Below are 16,545 nucleotides of genomic sequence, written 5' to 3' on the forward strand. Positions count from 1 at the left end.
GATGACCACGACCGCCCCGGATCCCGTCGTCCCGGACCTGGCCGACCTGCAACGCCGGGCGGCGCAGCGGGCGGCCGAACGGGCCGGCGGGCAGGACCGGCTGCGCGGGCACATCGTCTGCGACGGGCTGGTCCGGATCTTCAAGACCGAGGGGGTCGAGGTGGTCGCCCTCCAGGGGCTCGACCTGGTGATCGACCGGGGTGAGCTGGTGGCGATCGTCGGGGCCTCCGGCTCGGGCAAGTCGACGCTGCTCAACATCCTCTCCGGGCTGGACACCCCGACCGCCGGCATCGCCCGGGTCGCCGAGTACGACCTGCTGTCGCTGTCGGCCCGCCGCCGGCTGGCCTACCGGCGACGCACAGTCGGGTTCGTCTGGCAGCAGACCGGCCGGAACCTGCTGCCGTACCTGACCGCGCGGGAGAACGTGGAACTGCCGATGCGGCTGGCCCGGCGCGGCGGTGGCGGCCGGGCCCGCCGGCGGCGCGCCGACGAACTGCTGGACCTGGTCGGGGTGGGTTACTGCGCCGACCGGCGGCCCGGCCAGCTCAGCGGCGGCGAACAGCAGCGCTGCGCGGTGGCGGTGGCGGTCGCCAACGACCCGGAGGTGCTCTTCGCCGACGAGCCGACCGGTGAGCTGGACGAGGCGACAGGCGCGGAGGTCTTCGCGGCGCTGCGCACCATCAACGCCGAACTGGGGGTGACCGTGGTGGTGGTCACCCACGACCACGCCGTCGCCGACCAGGTCCGCCGCACCGTCGCGATCCGCGACGGTCGGACCGCCTCCGAGGTACGCCGCACCGCCCGGATCGGCGTCGACGGCAGCGCCGAACTGGTCAGTGAGGAGTACGCGGTGCTGGACCGGACCGGCCGGATGCAGCTACCGACGCCGTTCGTGGAGGCCCTGGCCCTGCGCGACCGGGTCCGCCTCGACCTCGCCCCGGACCACGTGCAGGTCCGCCCCGGCGACCGGACGCCGCAACCGAACGGGAGTGACGCATGAGCGAGCAGGTTTCCGTCCGGGCCGCCGACCCGGTCACCGACGAGGTCGTCCGGGTCGAGCGGGTGAGCCGGACGTTCGGCCGGGGACGGCACGCCGTGCACGCCGTCCGGGAGGTCTCCTTCACCGCCGCCCGGGGTGAACTGGTGGCGGTGCGGGGGCGTTCCGGTGCCGGCAAGACGACCCTGCTCAACCTGGTCGGCGGGCTGGACCGCCCGGACGCCGGCCGGGTGCGGGTGGCTGGGCACGACGTCACCGACGCCGGTGAGGCCGAGCTGCTGCGGCTGCGCCGGGGCACCGTCGGTTTCGTGTTCCAGACCTTCGGGCTGGTGCCGATCCTGTCGGCGGCGGAGAACGTCGGGGTGCCGCTGCGGCTGGCCCGGGTCCCGGCGGCGGAGCGCGAGGAGCGGGTGGCGGTGCTGCTGGAACTGGTGGGTCTGGGTGCCCACGCCCGACAGCGCCCGTACGAGCTGTCCGGCGGGCAGCAGCAGCGGGTCGCGGTGGCCCGCGCCCTGGCCAACGAACCCGACCTGCTGATCGCCGACGAGCCGACCGGCCAGCTCGACTCCGAGACCGGCCGGGCGATCATGGATCTGCTCCGCGCGGTGGTGCACGCCCGGGGGATGACCGCGCTGGTCGCCACCCACGACCCGACGCTGATCGAGGTGGCCGACCGGACGTTGACCCTGCGCGACGGCCGCCTGGTCGACGACTGACGTCAGAGCGGGAGTTTCATGCCCTCGTGGCTGGCGACGAAGCCGAGGCGTCGGTAGAACCGGTGCGCGTCGGTGCGGGACTTGTCGGTGGTGAGCTGCACCAGCCCGCAGCCGCGCCGCCGGGCCTGGTCGATCGCCCACGTCATCATCGCCTCACCCACCCCCTGCCCGCGCAGGTCGGCGCGGACCCGCACCGCCTCGACCAGCGCCCGTTGCGCGCCGTGCCGGCCCAGCCCGGGAATGTAGGTGAGCTGGAAGCAGCCGACCACCTCGCCGTCGCGTTCGGCCACCACCTGCTGGTTGCGCGGGTCGGCGGTGATGTCGGCGAAGGCCCGCTCGTACGCCTCGTCCACCGTGGCGTGCTCGCGGGCCCGGCCGAGCACGTCGTCGGCGAGCAGGGCCAGGATGGCGGGCAGGTCGGCGCGGACCGCCTCGCGCAGGGTCACCTCGGTCACGCCGGGCAGCCTGCCACAGCGGCCCTGGTCGATCGATGGGCGGAGGTGGCGGCCGGGGTGCAGCATGATGCGACATGGAGCCGTTGCTGCTGCCGTTCCGGTGGATCTACCGGGGCCTGGTGTACTTTGCCAACTCGCCCCGGACGCTGATCACGTCGTACCTGCTGATGATCGTGGTGGCCGGGGTGATCTACGGCCAGGTGGAGCATCGCAGCGCCGCCGACGCCGTCTGGTGGGCGGTGGTCACCGCCTCCACCGTCGGGTACGGCGACATCTCGCCGACCACCTGGCCGGGGCGGGCCCTCGCCGCGTTGCTGATCTCCACCATGGTGCTGCTGGTCATCCCCCTGATCACCGCGCACTTCGCCAGCCGCCTCATCGTCGACGACGACGCGTTCGAGCACGTCGAGCAGGAGGAGTTGAAGAACGACGTGCGGCGGATGCGGGCCCTGCTGGAGGAGTTGGCCGCCCGGCAGGGCATCGTGCTGCCGGAACCGCCACCGCCCCCGGCCCCGCCGGACCACGCGACCCTCGTCCGGCAACGACTGCGCGGACGCCGCAACCGCCGCTGACCCGTCGACCGCCCGGCCGGTGCGGCACCGTCGCCCGGCGGGACCGGCACCGTCGCCCGGCGGGGGAGTCCCCGTAGCCTGGGGGAGTGCGTCGCCCGTGGGGGTCGTCGCCCGGTCAGCGGGCGGGGCAGCGCAGCCCCTCCCGGGGAACGGTGAGCGAGATCAGGTAGGCGTCCACCGCCTCGGTGATGCAGGAGGTCTGCGGATAGGCGGTGTGCCCCTCGCCCTCCCAGGTGAGCACCCGCCCGACCCCCAGCATCTCGGCCAGCCGGGCGGTCTGCTCGTACGGGGTGGCCGGGTCACCGGTGGTGCCCACCACCACGATCGGCGGCGCACCGTCGGCCCGGCCTGTCGGGTACGGGTCCCGCCCGCCCGGCCACTCGACACAACCGAACATGCCCACCGCCAGGGCCGGCCCGAACAGCGGATACTTCTGCCGCCACTCGGACTGCAACTGGCGGATCTGGTCGACGCTGGGCTTCTCGGTCTCGTCGGCGCAGTTCACCGCGAGGTTGGCGTCGAAGAGGTTGGAGTAGCGCCCGTCCTCGCCCCGCTCCGCGTACGAGTCGGCGAGCTTGAACACGTCGGTCGGGTCACCCTCGTCGAGGCGGTCGATCGCGCGGGCCAGCTCCTCCCAGCCCGACTCCGTGTAGAGCGAGGAGATCACCGCGTAGAAGACCCACCCGGAGGTGGCCTCCCGCCCGTCGGCACCGCGTACCGGGGAGACCTTCGCCTTGTCGATCGCCGAGGTCACCGCGCCCCGGGCGTCCGGGGCGACCGGGCAGCGGCCGGCGTTCGCCGCGCACCACCTGTCGAAGTTGTCGAACGCCCGCTCGAAGCCCCGGGCCTGGCTCTCCGAACCGGCCACCAACTGCTGCCGGGGGTCGACCGCGCCGTCGAGCACCAGCGCCCGGACCCGCTGCGGGTAGAGCTGCGCGTAGGTCGCGCCGAGCAGGGTGCCGTAGGAGTAGCCGAGGTAGGTGAGCTTGTCGTCGCCGACGGCGGCCCGGACCGCGTCCATGTCCCGGGCGGCCTGCTCGGTGCCGTAGAGCGGGAGCTGGTCGCCGTACCTGTCGCCGCAGCCCCGGCCGATCCGCCGGTTGAGCGCCTGGTAGGCGTCGAAGGACTGCTGGCTGCGCGGGTCGGGGTCGTAGCCGAAGCTGGCGTCGAGGTCGGCGTCGGAGATGCACTTCACCGGGCTGGACCGGGACACCCCGCGCGGATCGAAGCCGACGATGTCGAACCGGTCGGTGACCGACGTGGGCAGCCCCCCGAACGACGGCCCGAACGACAGGTAGACGGCGGTGTCCACACCCGACCCGCCCGGCCCGCCCGGATTGATCACCAGGGAGCCGATCCGGTCCCGCTGTTTGGCCGAGCGGACCCGCAGCAGCGCGATCTCGAAGGTCTCGCCGCTGCCCGGCCCGGCGGTCGCCCCCGTGCCGGTGCCCCAGTTGCGCGGCACGGCGATCCGGGCGCACTCGTAACGCATACCGGGGGCGCCCCGGCCGACCAGGTCCTGCGCGACCTCGGGACAGGCCCGCCAGGCGGGCGCGGTGCCGGGCGCCGCCGCCGACGAGTCCTCGGTACGCGGGGCGATCGCCGGCAGGGTGCATCCGGTGACGAGCAGCGCGCCCGCGACGAACCCGGCCAGGGCGAGCCGGAACCGGCGGTGGCGACGGGCGGTGCTGGTCACCGGCGAACCTCCATGATCGGGTAGCAGTCAGGCTACGCCGGGGTGTCGACTTCCGGCGGAACGGTCGCCGCCGGATCACCCCGGAGCACCTGGTCGACGTCGAAGCGCACCGGACGGTCGAGCTGGTCGTAGCGGCAGGACCGGGGATCGCGGTCGGGCCGCCAGCGGACGAACCGGGCGGTGTGCCGGAACCGGTCGCCCTCCATCGCGTCGTAGCCGACCTCCACCACCAGCTCGGGCCGCAGCGGCACCCAGTCGAGGTTCTTGCCGCCCGTCCACCGGCTGACCCCGCCGGGGATGCGCTGGCCGCGCTCGTGGTCGCCGTGCACCCACGGGTGCTCGCCGTCGCCCTCCCGGTAGGGGGCCAGCTCGTCGAGCAGCTCCTGCCGGCGGGCCATGGTGAACGAGGCGCTCACCCCGACGTGGTGCAGCATCCCGGCGTCGTCGTAGAGGCCGAGCAACAGCGAGCCGACCACCGGACCCGACTTGTGCCAGCGGAACCCGGCCACCACCACGTCGGCGGTCCGCGCGTGCTTGACCTTGGCCATCAGCCGCTTGCCCGGCTGGTAGGGCAGGTCGGCCGGCTTGACGATCAACCCGTCCAGGCCGGCACCCTCGAACACCTCGAACCAGCGCCGGGCGGTCTCCGGGTCGGTGGTGACCTGGGTGACGTGCACCGGCGGCCGGACCCCGGCCAGCGCCCGTACCAGACGCTCCCGCCGGGCCGGGTAGGGCTCGTCGACCAGCAGCTCGTCGTCGAGGGCGAGCAGGTCGAAGGCGACGAAGTCGGCCGGGGTCGTCTCGGCGAGCAGGGCCACCCGGGAGGCGGCCGGATGGATCCGCTGGGCGAGCTGCTCGAAGTCGAGCCGGGGCTGACCGCCCGGACCGTCGCGCCGGATCACGATCAGCTCGCCGTCGACCGCGCACCGGGTGGGCAACTGCGCCCGGACCTGCGCCACCACCTCGGGAAAATAGCGGGTCATCGACTTGCCGCCCCGACTGGCCAACTCGACCTCGTCGCCGTCGCGGAAGACGATGCAGCGGAAGCCGTCCCACTTGGGCTCGTAGGTCAGGCCGGGATCGGTGGGCAGGCGGGCCACGCTCTTGGCCAGCATCGGCTCGACCGGGGGGTTGATCGGCAGGTCCACGGCGACAGTCAACCAGACGCCACCGACAGTGGTGAGGCAGATCACCGTCGGTGCCGGTCCGGCGTGTCCCCGCCCCGGGTACCGCCGGACCGGTTCGGCGGCGGCAAGAACGTGCTCGGCGAGGTGGGCAGCATCGCCGAGCTGACCGACCTGCTCGACCGGCACACCCCGCCCGACCTGGCCGACCTGCGCGAGACCGGCTGAGCCGCGTGCCGGGCTGAGGCCGCGCCCGACCCCCGCGTCCGGCCGGGGGTCGCATCCCGGCGGGTGCGCCGTCGGGAGGGCGACCGGAGGGTGGCCCGGTCACGATCGCTGCGGCACGCTCGTCGGGAACCGGGCGGCACGCGGATGCCGTCGGCGGAGCCACGGAGGCGGCATGCGGTTCGAGACGACGACCGAGATCGACGCGGACATCGACACGGTCTGGGCGGTGCAGACCGACGTCGAACGCTGGCCGGAGTGGACCGAGTCGGTCAGGACCGCCCGCCGGGGTGACGCCGGGCCGCTGGTGCTCGGGTCCACCGCCCGGCTGGAGCAGCCCCGGCTCCGGCCGACGTCCTGGCGGGTCACCGAGATCGACCCGCCGCGCCGTTTCGTCTGGGAGTCGACCACCCCGGGGGTACGCAGCCGGGGCGAGCACCTGATCGTCCCGCTGCCCGACGGCCGGGTCCGGGTGGAGTTGGCCCTGGAGTTCACCGGTCCGCTCGCCAGGCCGGCCGGTTGGCTGGGCGGCCGGCTGGTGCGCCGCTACCTGCGGCTGGAGGCCGACGGCCTGCGACGGCACTGCGAAGCCGGCTGAGCCCCGGCGGGGCGGCACCGGCCGGCCGCCACCCGCCGGGCCTGCACCGCCTGTCGGGTCGCCGGTCGACGGCACCGGCCCTAGGCTGGGTACGACCCTGGGGAGGCGCGGTGTCCGAGTTGACGTACCCCGAGGTGGGGGCGACCCGGGGCGGGTCGCTGCCGGCGGGCTACCACCACCTGCGACACCGGTCCGCGCTGCCGCCCGGCAGCTTCCCGGTCGCCGCCGAGGCCGTGCTGAGCTGGCGGCTGCACCGGGCGGCCGGGGTGCGGATGCGCACCGACGCGGTGCGGGCCGCGCCCGGCGTACGGGTCACCCCGGGACTCGGAGTGGGTCCGCTGCGGGTGTGGGGGCCGTGCGAGGTGGTCTGGGTGGTCGACGGCGACCGGGAGGCCGGCTTCGGCTACGGCACCCTGCCCGGCCATCCGGAACGCGGGGAGGAGGCGTTCCTGGTCCGCCGCGACGCCGACGGCGCGGTCAGTTTCGAGGTCACCGCGTTCAGCCGGCCGGACCGTTGGTTCATGACAGCCGCGGGGCCCGCCGGTCGCGCCGTCCAGCACGGGTACGCCCGCTGGCTGGCCCGCACCCTGCGCCGCCTCACCCGGTAGCCGCCACGACATGATCAACTCAACATCGGCCGGATAGCGGTATCCGCCCGCGCCGATACCGCTACCTCGGCGACATGCCCCACCGGCCTCACCCCGGGCGGGTCAGAAGCGGGCGAAGGAGCGGATCGGCATCCGGGGGCCGAACCGGGGTGCCTGGATGCCGGCGGCGGCCAGCAGCAGGCAGACCCGCCCCCGGTGGCCCCGGAACGGGGCGAGCAGGTCGAGCATCCGGGCGTCGTCGCCGCGCGCCTCACCTGCCAGCGCCCAGGCCACCGTGTTCGGCACGTGGTAGTCGCCGACGCTCACCGCGTCCGGATCGCCGTAGGCGACCCGGACCACCTCGGCGGCGGTCCACGGGCCGATGCCGGGGATCGCGGTGAGTCGCCGGGTCGCCTCGGCGCTGTCGACGCAGCGTTCCAGCCGGTCGGCCAGGGCGGCGGCCCGGCGCAGCGTCTCGGCCCGGCGCTGCTCCACGCCGAACGGGTGGAACACCCAGTACGGGGCCGCCGCGACGGTCGCCGCGTCGGGCGGCAACAGCAGCGGCTGGAACGGCCCCGGCGCGGGCTCGGCGAAGTGCCGCACGGTCGCCGCGTACGCCCGGTACGCCTCCGTGCCGGTGACCTTCTGTTCGAAGACGGCGCGCAGCACCCGGGGGAAGACCTGGCCGGTGGCGGGCATCCGCAGCCCCCGGTGCCGGGCGGCCAGCTCGGCCACCAGCGGGTGGGCGGTGGACAGCTCGGCGAACCCGGTCAGGTCGTCACGCAGACCGGCGACGGCGTCGGCGCGGTCGACCACCCAGTCGGCGCCCGGCCCGTGCCCCTCGGCCAGCAGCTCGCCCGCCTCCGGGCGCAGGGCCAGGGTGGCCGGGCCGGCCGGGGTGCGGGTGGCCCACCAGAAGGTGCCGGCGACGATCCGCGCACACGGGTCGTACGGGCTGAAGGTGAGGGCCCGGACCGACGCGGTCAGCCGGTAGTCGGCCGGCGGTCGCAGCACCCGGCGCACCGCCGGCTCGTCCCAGGTCACCAGGCCACTGTGCCATGGGCCCGGGGGACGGGCAGCCCGGCCCCGTACCGCCGAGGAGGGTGACCGGGGCGGAAACGGACGACACCGCCGACGCCCTGCGCGTCGGCGGTGTCTCCATCCCGGAGCGGACCGGCCGCCCGAGCGGCCGTGGGTGCGGGGTTGGGGGGACCTTCGGTGGCGCGCGCCCGCTGGCGTGTGGCGCGTCCACCGCCCTCGTCCGTTCCGGGGGTCTGGTGGGGGAGGTTCCGGCGGGTGGGTACCGCGACGCCGGCCCGACCAGGGTCCGGCGTCGCGGCCCGGACCGTTCGACGCTGCCGGTACGTCGACGGTCCCGATCCGTGACGGTGGCCGGTCGCGCCCTCCCCGGCTGCGACCGGCCACCGGGTTCCGGCTGGCGCAGGATCAGTAGGTGTAGTCCCCGCCGCTGCTCGATCCGCCCGAGTCGCCGGCCGCCGGCGGGGCGACCGCCTTCGGGGTGCCGGTCGGCAGGCAGGTCAGGTTCTTCTTGCCGTTGGGGTCGACCACGAACCAGGTGCCACCGACGCCCTGGCCCTTCCACTGGCCCGGCTTCTTGTCACCGATGTAGCGGTAGACCGGCCAGCCGCCGATGGTGATCTGGCGGGTGCCGTCCTGGCGGGTGACGGTGCCGACCTTGTCGTCGGAGACGCCCTGCAACTGCGGGTTGCCGTCGGTCAGCGCGGGCGGCCAGACCTGCGCGCACTTGTCGACGCAGTTCGACGACGGCGGATCGTCGGAGTCCTTGTCGAAGCGGTAGAGGATGAAGCCCTCCTGGTCCACCACGACCTTGCCCATCCGGGCGATCTTCTTGCCGACGAGTTCGTCGGTCAGTTGGACGTTGGCCGGAGGCGGCGCCTGGTCGGCGGCGGGGGCGCCGGAGGGGCCGGGGGAGGCCGAGGAATCCGGCTCGACCGACGCGGTGGGCTCGGCCGCGGCGACGGCGACCGGCTCGGCGGCGCTGGAGTTCGCTCCGTCGTAGCCCGCGGGAGCGCAGGCCGTAAGTGCGACCACCGCGCTCGCGACGATGACGGTCGTCCGCTTGATCTTTGCCACGTGCCCTCCTCATTCTTGGCAGTTCACCGAGTAGTACGGAGCGTCCACTGTCAAGGTTGAACGATCGACAGTGGGCCATTTCACATCGCCGTCGTTGAACCGTTCCGGCCGGCCGTACGTGTGCGCGAGCAGAGGCACCCCTGCGCCCGGAAAGCCGAAACGGCGTCGGCCCGCAGCGGGCCGACGCCGTTTCCGACGGAAGGTGTCTCAGGGCACGACGGTGACCAGCGGGCTCGCCACGCCGTTGGCGTCCACCGACTGCACCTGCAACTTCGCGATGTCACCGCGCGGCGCCGAGGTCGACGCCTCCAACTGGAGATCCTGCGGGTTGGCCGTGGTGCCGTAACCCGTCCCCGGCACCGCCCAGGTGGAGACCACCTCGGTCGTGTCGTTCTTGCGGACCACCACCAGCCGGCAGGTGCGCGGGCCGGGCAACCGGGTCAGGTTGAACCCGATCCAGGTGCCGTACTCCTTGCTGTCCAGCCACATCGTGGTCTTCACACCGGTGCTGCCGTCGGTGGCGTCGAACTGGTCGCCCTCGATCTCGGTGCCACCCACCGCCGGCCCCGACCGGGTCGGCTGCGGGCTCGCCGGCCCGTCCACCGGGGTGGACCGGCTCGGCCCGGCGACCACCGGACCGTCGCCGCCGCCCGTACCGCCGAGGGTGGCGACCCCGATGCCGCTGAGCGCACCGACCGCCACCACCGCGGCGGCCATCGTGAGCACCTGCCGGAACCGCGCCTTGCGCCGGTGGGTCCGGACCGCGACCAGGGTACGGTCCAGCAGCCGCGGGTCCGTCGCGGTCTGCTCCATCGCCATCATCGTCTCGCCGTCGATGTCGGAGAGCAGCCCCACCACCGGGACCATCGTCTCCAGCTCGGCGGCGCAGGCCCAGCAGGTGGCGAGGTGTTCCTCGAACCGTTCGGTGTCCTGCACGTCCAGGACGCCGAGCGCGTACGCGGCGACGTCCATGTGGTCCGCCCGGCTCATTCCGTCACCCCCCTCTCCTGTAGGGCCGTGCGCAGCGCGCGCAGCGCGTAGTAGACCCGCGACTTGGCGGTGCCCAGCGGCAGGCCCAACTCCTCGGCCGCCTCCGGCACCGTCCGCCCGCGGAAGTACGTCGCCACCAGGATCTCCCGGTGCGACTGACTCAGCGTACGCAGGGCGTCCGCCACCGTCATGGTGCGCAGCACCCGGTCGGTGCTGTCCGCCTCGGCGAACGCCGTCAGATCCCGGTCGTACGTCTCCGGCGGGCGGGCCTGCTCGCTGCGGTGCTCGTCGATGGCGATCCGCCGGGCCACGGTGACCAGCCAGGGCCGCAGCGAGCCCTGCCCCTGCACGCCCAGCCGGTGCGCGTTGCGCCAGGCCCGCAGCAGCGTCTCCTGCACGATGTCCTCGGCGCGTTGCCGGTCACCACCGGTCAGCCGCATCACGAACATCAGCAGCGGGCCGGCGTGCTCGGCGTAGAGCAGCCGGACCAGCTGGTCGGAGTGGCTCGCCTCGGGCGTCGCGGCCGGGGCCTGGTGCCGCCCGGGCGCCGATCGCGGGGTCACCGGGCCATTCTGGCGATCGGTGGGACCGGCGTCGACCCCCCGGCTGGACCTCGACGCACGCGACTGCGGCTGGGCCCGGGCGAACATCCACCCTGGCCTGGCCAGTTCACCGTGCAAGCCGGCCGCGACCGCACTCATCCAGACCTCCTGCTGTCCACCGACATCAGCGGGCCCATGGGGAGGGCGCCGACCGTTGATACGGACCGCTCTTCCCAGCGGATCAACGACGGACCGAAAAAATTCCGGGCGGCGGCGGCAACGAGTCGGTGGCGTCCGCGTCGGTGACCACGGCGGCACCGGCGACGAACCGCTCCAGCTCGGCACCGGTCAGCACCCGGCCCGGGAACCAGTCCCCGGCCGCGCGTCGGGTCAGCTCCGGCACCGGCGGCTCGACCCGCCCGGCCACCAGCACCAGGTTGCCGTGCCGCCGCCCGCGCAGCACGGCCGCGTCGCCGACCAGGGCGGCCCGGGGCAGCACCTGACGGACCGTCGCCACCTGGGCACGGGTGTGCCGCAGCGGCGGCCCGTCGGCCAGATTGGCCAGGTACCAGCCGGTCGGCGCGAGCACCCGGGCCACCTGCGCGACGTACTCCGCGCTGGTCAGGTGGGCCGGGGTACGCGCGCCGGCGAAGACGTCGGCGACCACCACGTCGTACGACGCGTCGCGGCTGGACTCCAGGGTGGCACGGGCGTCGGCGACGCGTACCTTCAGCCTCGGGTCGGCCGGCCAGGGCAGCTCCCGCCGGACCAGCTCCACCAGCGCGCCGTCCACCTCGGCCACCCGCTGCGTCGACCCGGGCCGGGTCGCCTGGACGTACCGGGGCAGGGTCAACGCGCCGCCGCCCAGGTGCAGCACCCGCAGCGGCGCACCCGGCGCGGCGATCAGGTCGAGCGCCGCGCCGAGCCGTCGGACGTACTCGAACTCCAGGTGGGTCGGGTCGGTCAGGTCCACATGCGACTGCGGCGCGTCGTCGAGCAGCAGCGTCCACGAGCGCGGCCGGTCCTGGTCCGGCACCAGCTCCGCCCGGCCGGTCGACACGTCCACCACGATCCGGTCGTCACCCCGACGGCGGCCCATCAGCGCCTCCCGCCGCTGCGGCTGGCCATGGTCAGCGCCCGGTGCAGCAGCCGCGCGTCGCCCAGCATCCCGCGCAGCCGCCGTTCCAACCCGGCGATCGGCACCAGGTTCTGCGGCGCGCGCGGGTCCTTGTACGGCGACGACGCGAACCGGGGCAGGGTGACCAGCGACAGGTCGGCCAGCGCGACCGCCTCCTGCGGTTCGAGGTCCGGCGAGCACTCCAACCTGACGATCCCGGCCCAGGGCGCACCCACGGTCACCGGCAGCCGCAGGTACCACGACCAGCCACCCCAGGCGGTGCCCAGCCGGAACACCGGGGACCGCTGCCCGGAACCCAGCCCGGTGACCACGGCGGTGAGCCGGGCGTCGAGATACTGGCTGTGCTGCGTCTTGATGTAGCCCAGGGTGCGCGGCAACTGCCGGCGGGCCCGCAGCGGACCGTCCACCACCAGCAGGTCCCCGTCGGTGCGGGCGGCGTCCGAGACGGCCACCTCCAGGGCGGTCAACGGGGCCTGCACCGCCGCCGGCAGCTTGCTCAGCTCACCGCTGCCGCCGACCCGGTGCACCGGGTAACGCACCTGCCCGCAGGTCACCTCCTGCGCCGACGGGCTTGCGGTGAAAAGCCCGCGCCCCACCCGCGCCCCGGCCAGCTCCGCCGCGCCGCGCTCCAGGTCGCAACGGACCACCCCGGCCGCGTACGAGGCGGCGATCCCCGGGTACGACGCACCGTCCTCCTCGGCCGTCCACACGCTGGCGTCGATCCGGCGCACCCCGTCGACGAGCAGCACCACGTCCGGAGCGGCCACCCCGGCCCGGGGGCCGATCGCCCGCCAGTCCACCGCCGACAGTTCCACGTCGGTGTCGACCTGGGTGCTGCTCGGCGCGACCGGCCCACCCGGTGTCGCCTCGAACGACGCCCCGTAGGACGGGTCCCAGGCATCCACGAAGAGCTGCGGCCCGGTCACGTCACCGCCCCACGAACCGACGCCCCACCGGGGCTCCGCTGCGCTGCGCTCCTCGCGCTCACGGGTCGGACCTTTCGTTCGCGGCTGCGGGGCTCCGCTGCGCTGCGCTCCTCGCGCTCACGGGTCGGACCTTTCGTTCGCGGCTGCGGGGCTCCGCTGCGCTGCGCTCCTCGCGCTCACCGGGCCCGCCTTTCGTTCGCGGCTGCGGGGCTCCGCTGCGCTGCGCTCCTCGCGCTCACCGGCCGGTCCGTTCGACGTGGGCCGTGCGGGCGTCCTTGCGGACCTCGAAGCGCACCGGGATGCGCTCGGCCAGCGCCGGCACGTGGGTGACCACGCCTACCATCCGGTCGCCCCGGGCGGCCAGGCTCTCCAGGGTGGCGGCGACGATGTCCAGGGTGGCCGCGTCGAGGGTGCCGAACCCCTCGTCCAGCACGATCGACTCCAGGCTGGCCGCCGTGGTGGACATCCCGGCGAGTTGCTCGGACAACGCCAGCGCCAGGGCCAGCGACGCCTGGAACGTCTCCCCGCCGGACAACGTCCGTACCCCCCGGCGCAGCCCCGCGTCGTGGTGGTCGACCACGAAGAACTCGCCCTTGTCGTGGACCAGGTCGTACTGCCCCTGGGACAGCTCCCGCAGGATCCGGGAGGCCCCGTCGACCAGCAGGTCCAGCGCCTCGGCCAGCAGCCACCGTTCGAAGTTGTTGGCCCGCAGGTGCCCGGCCAGCGCCCGCGCCGTCCGCGCCTGCCGCTCGTGTTCGGCGCGTTGTTCCCGCAGCTCGACGGCCTGCGCCCGGCGTTCGGTGATCCGCCGCAGGTCGGCTTCGGCCCGCTCGGCGGCCACCGCCACCGCCTGCGCCGGGTCGTCGGCGGGGGGCAGCCCGGCGGCGCTGAGCAGGCCACCGATGCGTTCCTCCACCGCCTCGGCGGCCGACCGTGCCTCGGTCACCGCGGCGACCAGCCCGTCCCGGTCGGCGCGGCGCTGCCGGGCCTGCGCGCCGGCCCACTGCACCAGGGCCGCCCAGGCGGCTGCCACGTCGTCCCGGTCGGTGGCCGGCGGGCCGAACCGGGCCAGCCCGTCCCGGGTGGTGTCGAAGTCCCGCCAGGCGGCCCGCAACCGCTCCTCGGCGGTGTCCGCCGCGCCCCGGGCCCGGCGGGCGGCGTCCCGACCGGTGCGCACCGCCACCGCCGCCTCGTCCAGCGCCTGCCGCAGCCGGGCGTGCTCGGCGAGCTGGTCGCGCACCGCCGCCGGAGCGGCCGCCCCGGCGAGCTGCCCGGTCAGCTCGGTCAGCCGGCCGCGCAACTGGTCGTGCTGGGCCCGTAGCCGCACCAGCGTCCGCTCCTGCTCCCGGGCCGCCGCGTCCCGCTCGTCGACCAGCGCCAGCGCGGCCTTGCTGGCCGCCCGCGCCGCCTTGCCGGCGGCGGTCGCCGCGGCCACCGCCGAACCGGCAGGCACCGCCGGCACCCGGGGCACCTGCTGCTCGCAGACCGGGCAGGTCGCGCCGTCGACCAGGTGCGCCCGCACCGCGACCGCCTGGTCGACGGTCTTGGCCTCCTCGTGGGCCCGGAACGCCGCCTCCAACTCGGCCTCGGCCCGCGCCGCCGCCTCCCGGGCCGCGCCGAGGGCCGTCGCCGCCGCGTCGTGCCTGACCTGCGCCGCCTCCAGCGCCGCCCGGACCGTGTCCGCCTCGCCGGTCAGCCGTTCCGCGTCGGCGTGCGCCCGCAGCAGCAGCCGCAGGGCGCTCTCGTCGCCCGCGCCGGCCAGCTCGCCGCGCAGCTTCTCCTCCTGCTCCTCGGCCAGCGCCACGGTGCGGGCCGTCGCGTCGACCGCCTCCCGTGCCGTGCTCACCGCGCGGGCCACCTCGGCCACCCCGGCCGGGGCGCGCACCCCGGCCAGCCCGGCCAGGTCGGCGTCGAGCGCGGCCAGCGCCGCCGTCGCCTCGCGCGCCGTCGCCCGGGCCCGCTCCCGCTCCGGTACGGCCGCCGCGACCGCCGCCGACAGCTCCCGCACCCGGTCGACCCGGTCCGCCGCGGCGGTCAGCGTCTCGTCGTCGACGTCGGTCAACCCGGCGAGCATCCGGGCGACCGCCTCCAGCTTCGCCTCGGCCTGCCCGGCCCGTTCGGTGGCCCGCTTCTGCACGTTCTCGTAGACGCCGAGGCCGAGCAGGTTGACCAGGATCTGCTGCCGGGTGGCCGGCTTGGCGTGCAGGAAGTCGGCGAACTGCCCCTGCGGCAGCACCACGCACGAGGTGAACTGCTCGTACGGTAGCCCGACCGCGTCCAGCACGGCAGCGTCCATCTCGGCCGGGGTGCCGGCCAGCACCTCGCCCAGGTCCTCCGGGCTGAGCCCGGTGTCGAGCTTGGTCACGTCGAACCCGGGCGGCATCAGTTGCAGCCCGGCGTTGGCGGTCTTGACCGCGCCCCGGCCGTCGCGGCGGACCACCCGGGTCGCCACGTACCGGTCGCCGGCCGACTCGAAGACCAGCCGGACCCGGGCCTCCACCGCCGAGGGGGCGAGCGCGTTGGCCAACCCCCGCGCGCCGCCCCAGCGGGGCACCGCGCCGTAGAGGACGAAGCAGATCGCGTCGAGCACTGTCGACTTGCCCGAACCGGTCGGCCCGACCAGGGCGAAGAAGTCGGCGTCGGTGAAGTCGACGGTGGTCTCGTCGCGGAAGACGGTGAAGCCGGCCAGGTCCAGCCGCATCGGTCGCATCAGCGCTCCACCTCCTCCAGCAACTCGTCGAAGAGGTCCCGGACCTCGTCGTCCTCGTGCCCCCGGCTGTCCAGGTAGTCCGCGAACAGCTCGCGGGGCGACCGGCCGGCCCGCTGGGCGACCCGGGTGCCGCTGCCCGGCGTCGGCAGCAGCTCGGGATCGATGCGGATCTCCAGCGCGCGGGGGAACAGCTCCTGCACCTCCTCCCGCAGCCCGGCCCGGGGCTGTTCCCGGACGAACACCCGCAGCCAGCCCTCCGGCGGGTCCGCCGCGGCCAGTTGGGCGAGGGTGCCGCGTACCGTGCGCAGCGGCACCGCCGCCGACACCGGCACCTCCCGGATGCGGGCGGCCGAGGTCGCGCCCACCTCGACCAGCGTCACCGAGCAGACGTTCTCCTGCTCGCCGAAGTCGACCGCGATCGGGCTGCCGCTGTAGCGGATCGGGCACGGCCCGATCACCCGCTGCGACCGGTGCAGGTGCCCCAGGGCCACGTAGTGCGCGGTGCCCGGGAAGACCGACGCGGGCACCGCGTACCCGAGGACGGTGTGCGCGTCGCGCTCGCCGCCGCCGGTGCTCGCCCCGACCACGGTGAGGTGGGCGGTGACCAGGTGCACCCGGTCCGGCTCGGTGAACCCCTCGGTCAGCTTCTCCAACACCCGGCCGAGGTGGTCGGCGTACGTCTGGGTGGCCTCGGCGGCGGTCAGCTCGTACATCTCCACCGCGCGGACGGCGTACCGCTGGGACAGGAAGGGCAGCGCGGCGAGCTGCCAGCGTTCGCCACCGGCGGTGACCCCGTCGACGACGTGCTCGGCCGGATTATCCCGGACCCCGCCGCGCAGGGTGATGCCGGCCGCCTCCGCCCAGGGCCGCAGCGCGTCGAGGGCGTTGCCGTTGTCGTGGTTGCCGCCGATCGCCACCACGTCGGCCCCGGTCCGCCGCAGCGCGGTCAACGCCCGGGTGACCAGCCGGGTCGCCTCCGGGCTGGGGGCGGCCGTGTCGTAGAGGTCACCGGCGACGATGACCAGGTCGGGGCGTTCGGCGTGGGCGATCTCGATGACCCCGGCGAGCACCTGCTTGTGCTCCTCGGCCCGGGACTGTCCCTTGAGCACCTTGCCGACGTGCCAGTCGGAGGTGTGCAGGATCTTCATGGCGGC

Annotated in this window: 17 protein-coding genes; 6 read left to right on the top strand and 11 right to left on the bottom strand. The window is 74.9% G+C overall.

What is annotated here, in order from left to right; translation table 11 throughout:
* Position 1: 1 nt before the first annotated feature.
* Both Q2K16_RS29455 and Q2K16_RS29460 read left to right on the top strand, forming a co-directional pair.
* Positions 2–1,000, top strand: a complete 999-nt coding sequence (locus Q2K16_RS29455; protein ID WP_302741570.1) for an ABC transporter ATP-binding protein — start codon at positions 2–4, stop codon at positions 998–1,000.
* On the top strand, positions 997–1,713 hold the full coding sequence (locus Q2K16_RS29460; protein WP_302741572.1) for an ABC transporter ATP-binding protein: 717 nt from the start codon (positions 997–999) through the stop codon (positions 1,711–1,713). The genes Q2K16_RS29455 and Q2K16_RS29460 overlap by 4 nt, the downstream gene beginning before the upstream one ends.
* A gap of 2 nt (positions 1,714–1,715) precedes the next feature.
* Here Q2K16_RS29460 and Q2K16_RS29465 read toward each other — a convergent pair whose 3' ends face one another.
* Positions 1,716–2,168 carry a GNAT family N-acetyltransferase gene (locus tag Q2K16_RS29465; protein ID WP_302741574.1) on the bottom strand — a complete coding sequence of 151 codons (453 nt, stop codon included), beginning with the start codon at positions 2,166–2,168 and terminating at the stop codon, positions 1,716–1,718.
* Between the two features lie 74 nt (positions 2,169–2,242).
* On the opposite strand from Q2K16_RS29465, the gene Q2K16_RS29470 reads away from it, so the two are divergent.
* Positions 2,243–2,740, top strand: coding sequence for a potassium channel family protein (locus tag Q2K16_RS29470; RefSeq protein WP_302741576.1), 498 nt, complete (start codon positions 2,243–2,245; stop codon positions 2,738–2,740).
* A 115-nt stretch (positions 2,741–2,855) separates the two neighbouring features.
* Here the strand turns inward: Q2K16_RS29470 and Q2K16_RS29475 are convergent, their stop codons facing one another.
* Entirely contained in the window at positions 2,856–4,436 is a 1,581-nt protein-coding gene (locus Q2K16_RS29475) for an alpha/beta hydrolase (RefSeq protein ID WP_489671826.1), read from the bottom strand.
* Between the two features lie 32 nt (positions 4,437–4,468).
* Positions 4,469–5,584 carry an ATP-dependent DNA ligase gene (locus Q2K16_RS29480; protein ID WP_302741578.1) on the bottom strand — a complete coding sequence of 372 codons (1,116 nt, stop codon included), beginning with the start codon at positions 5,582–5,584 and terminating at the stop codon, positions 4,469–4,471.
* A 63-nt stretch (positions 5,585–5,647) separates the two neighbouring features.
* Here Q2K16_RS29480 and Q2K16_RS29485 point away from each other — a divergent pair, with 63 nt between their 5' ends.
* The 3 genes from Q2K16_RS29485 (at position 5,648) to Q2K16_RS29495 (ending at position 6,991) form a co-directional block, all read left to right on the top strand.
* Positions 5,648–5,788, top strand: a complete 141-nt coding sequence (locus tag Q2K16_RS29485) for a hypothetical protein (RefSeq protein WP_302741580.1) — start codon at positions 5,648–5,650, stop codon at positions 5,786–5,788.
* Between the two features lie 172 nt (positions 5,789–5,960).
* The gene (locus Q2K16_RS29490; RefSeq protein WP_302741582.1) at positions 5,961–6,383 is read left to right on the top strand and encodes an SRPBCC family protein; all 423 of its coding nucleotides are present in this window, start codon (positions 5,961–5,963) and stop codon (positions 6,381–6,383) included.
* Positions 6,384–6,493: 110 nt separating this feature from the next.
* On the top strand, positions 6,494–6,991 hold the full coding sequence (locus Q2K16_RS29495; protein ID WP_302741584.1) for a DUF1990 domain-containing protein: 498 nt from the start codon (positions 6,494–6,496) through the stop codon (positions 6,989–6,991).
* A 102-nt stretch (positions 6,992–7,093) separates the two neighbouring features.
* On the opposite strand, the gene Q2K16_RS29500 is transcribed toward Q2K16_RS29495, so the two are convergent.
* From Q2K16_RS29500 to Q2K16_RS29535, 8 genes are all read right to left on the bottom strand, one after another.
* On the bottom strand, positions 7,094–8,014 hold the full coding sequence (locus Q2K16_RS29500; RefSeq protein ID WP_302741586.1) for a DNA-3-methyladenine glycosylase family protein: 921 nt from the start codon (positions 8,012–8,014) through the stop codon (positions 7,094–7,096).
* Positions 8,015–8,416: 402 nt separating this feature from the next.
* Positions 8,417–9,085 carry a COG4315 family predicted lipoprotein gene (locus Q2K16_RS29505; protein ID WP_302741588.1) on the bottom strand — a complete coding sequence of 223 codons (669 nt, stop codon included), beginning with the start codon at positions 9,083–9,085 and terminating at the stop codon, positions 8,417–8,419.
* A 207-nt stretch (positions 9,086–9,292) separates the two neighbouring features.
* A complete protein-coding gene (locus tag Q2K16_RS29510) occupies positions 9,293–10,075 on the bottom strand; it encodes an anti-sigma factor family protein (protein WP_302741589.1) in 783 nt (260 codons plus the stop codon).
* Entirely contained in the window at positions 10,072–10,776 is a 705-nt protein-coding gene (locus Q2K16_RS29515; RefSeq protein WP_302741591.1) for a sigma-70 family RNA polymerase sigma factor, read from the bottom strand. Before Q2K16_RS29515 ends, Q2K16_RS29510 begins: the two co-directional genes overlap by 4 nt.
* A gap of 82 nt (positions 10,777–10,858) precedes the next feature.
* Positions 10,859–11,716, bottom strand: a complete 858-nt coding sequence (locus Q2K16_RS29520; protein ID WP_302741593.1) for a spermidine synthase — start codon at positions 11,714–11,716, stop codon at positions 10,859–10,861.
* Positions 11,716–12,681 (bottom strand): hypothetical protein, encoded by a 966-nt coding sequence (locus Q2K16_RS29525; protein ID WP_302741594.1) that lies wholly within the window; start codon positions 12,679–12,681, stop codon positions 11,716–11,718. The genes Q2K16_RS29520 and Q2K16_RS29525 overlap by 1 nt, the downstream gene beginning before the upstream one ends.
* Before the next feature lie 235 nt (positions 12,682–12,916).
* Complete coding sequence (locus tag Q2K16_RS29530; protein WP_302741595.1) at positions 12,917–15,391, bottom strand: AAA family ATPase; 2,475 nt, start codon at positions 15,389–15,391, stop codon at positions 12,917–12,919.
* A complete protein-coding gene (locus tag Q2K16_RS29535) occupies positions 15,391–16,539 on the bottom strand; it encodes an exonuclease SbcCD subunit D (RefSeq protein WP_302741597.1) in 1,149 nt (382 codons plus the stop codon). Before Q2K16_RS29535 ends, Q2K16_RS29530 begins: the two co-directional genes overlap by 1 nt.
* Positions 16,540–16,545 lie beyond the last annotated feature (6 nt).

It is taken from the genome of Micromonospora cynarisoli, assembly GCF_030518815.1.
In the GTDB taxonomy this organism is placed as follows: domain Bacteria; phylum Actinomycetota; class Actinomycetes; order Mycobacteriales; family Micromonosporaceae; genus Micromonospora; species Micromonospora wenchangensis.

What these genes read in the sequence shown, in the direction of transcription:
- Q2K16_RS29455 (WP_302741570.1), top strand. Translation starts at nt 2, where the DNA reads ATGACCACGACCGCCCCGGATCCCGTCGTCCCGGACCTGGCCGACCTG.
- Q2K16_RS29460 (WP_302741572.1), top strand. Translation starts at nt 997, where the DNA reads ATGAGCGAGCAGGTTTCCGTCCGGGCCGCCGACCCGGTCACCGACGAG.
- Q2K16_RS29470 (WP_302741576.1), top strand. Translation starts at nt 2,243, where the DNA reads ATGGAGCCGTTGCTGCTGCCGTTCCGGTGGATCTACCGGGGCCTGGTG.
- Q2K16_RS29490 (WP_302741582.1), top strand. Translation starts at nt 5,961, where the DNA reads ATGCGGTTCGAGACGACGACCGAGATCGACGCGGACATCGACACGGTC.
- Q2K16_RS29510 (WP_302741589.1), bottom strand. Translation starts at nt 10,075, where the DNA reads ATGAGCCGGGCGGACCACATGGACGTCGCCGCGTACGCGCTCGGCGTC.
- Q2K16_RS29515 (WP_302741591.1), bottom strand. Translation starts at nt 10,776, where the DNA reads ATGAGTGCGGTCGCGGCCGGCTTGCACGGTGAACTGGCCAGGCCAGGG.
- Q2K16_RS29520 (WP_302741593.1), bottom strand. Translation starts at nt 11,716, where the DNA reads ATGGGCCGCCGTCGGGGTGACGACCGGATCGTGGTGGACGTGTCGACC.
- Q2K16_RS29530 (WP_302741595.1), bottom strand. Translation starts at nt 15,391, where the DNA reads ATGCGACCGATGCGGCTGGACCTGGCCGGCTTCACCGTCTTCCGCGAC.
- Q2K16_RS29535 (WP_302741597.1), bottom strand. Translation starts at nt 16,539, where the DNA reads ATGAAGATCCTGCACACCTCCGACTGGCACGTCGGCAAGGTGCTCAAG.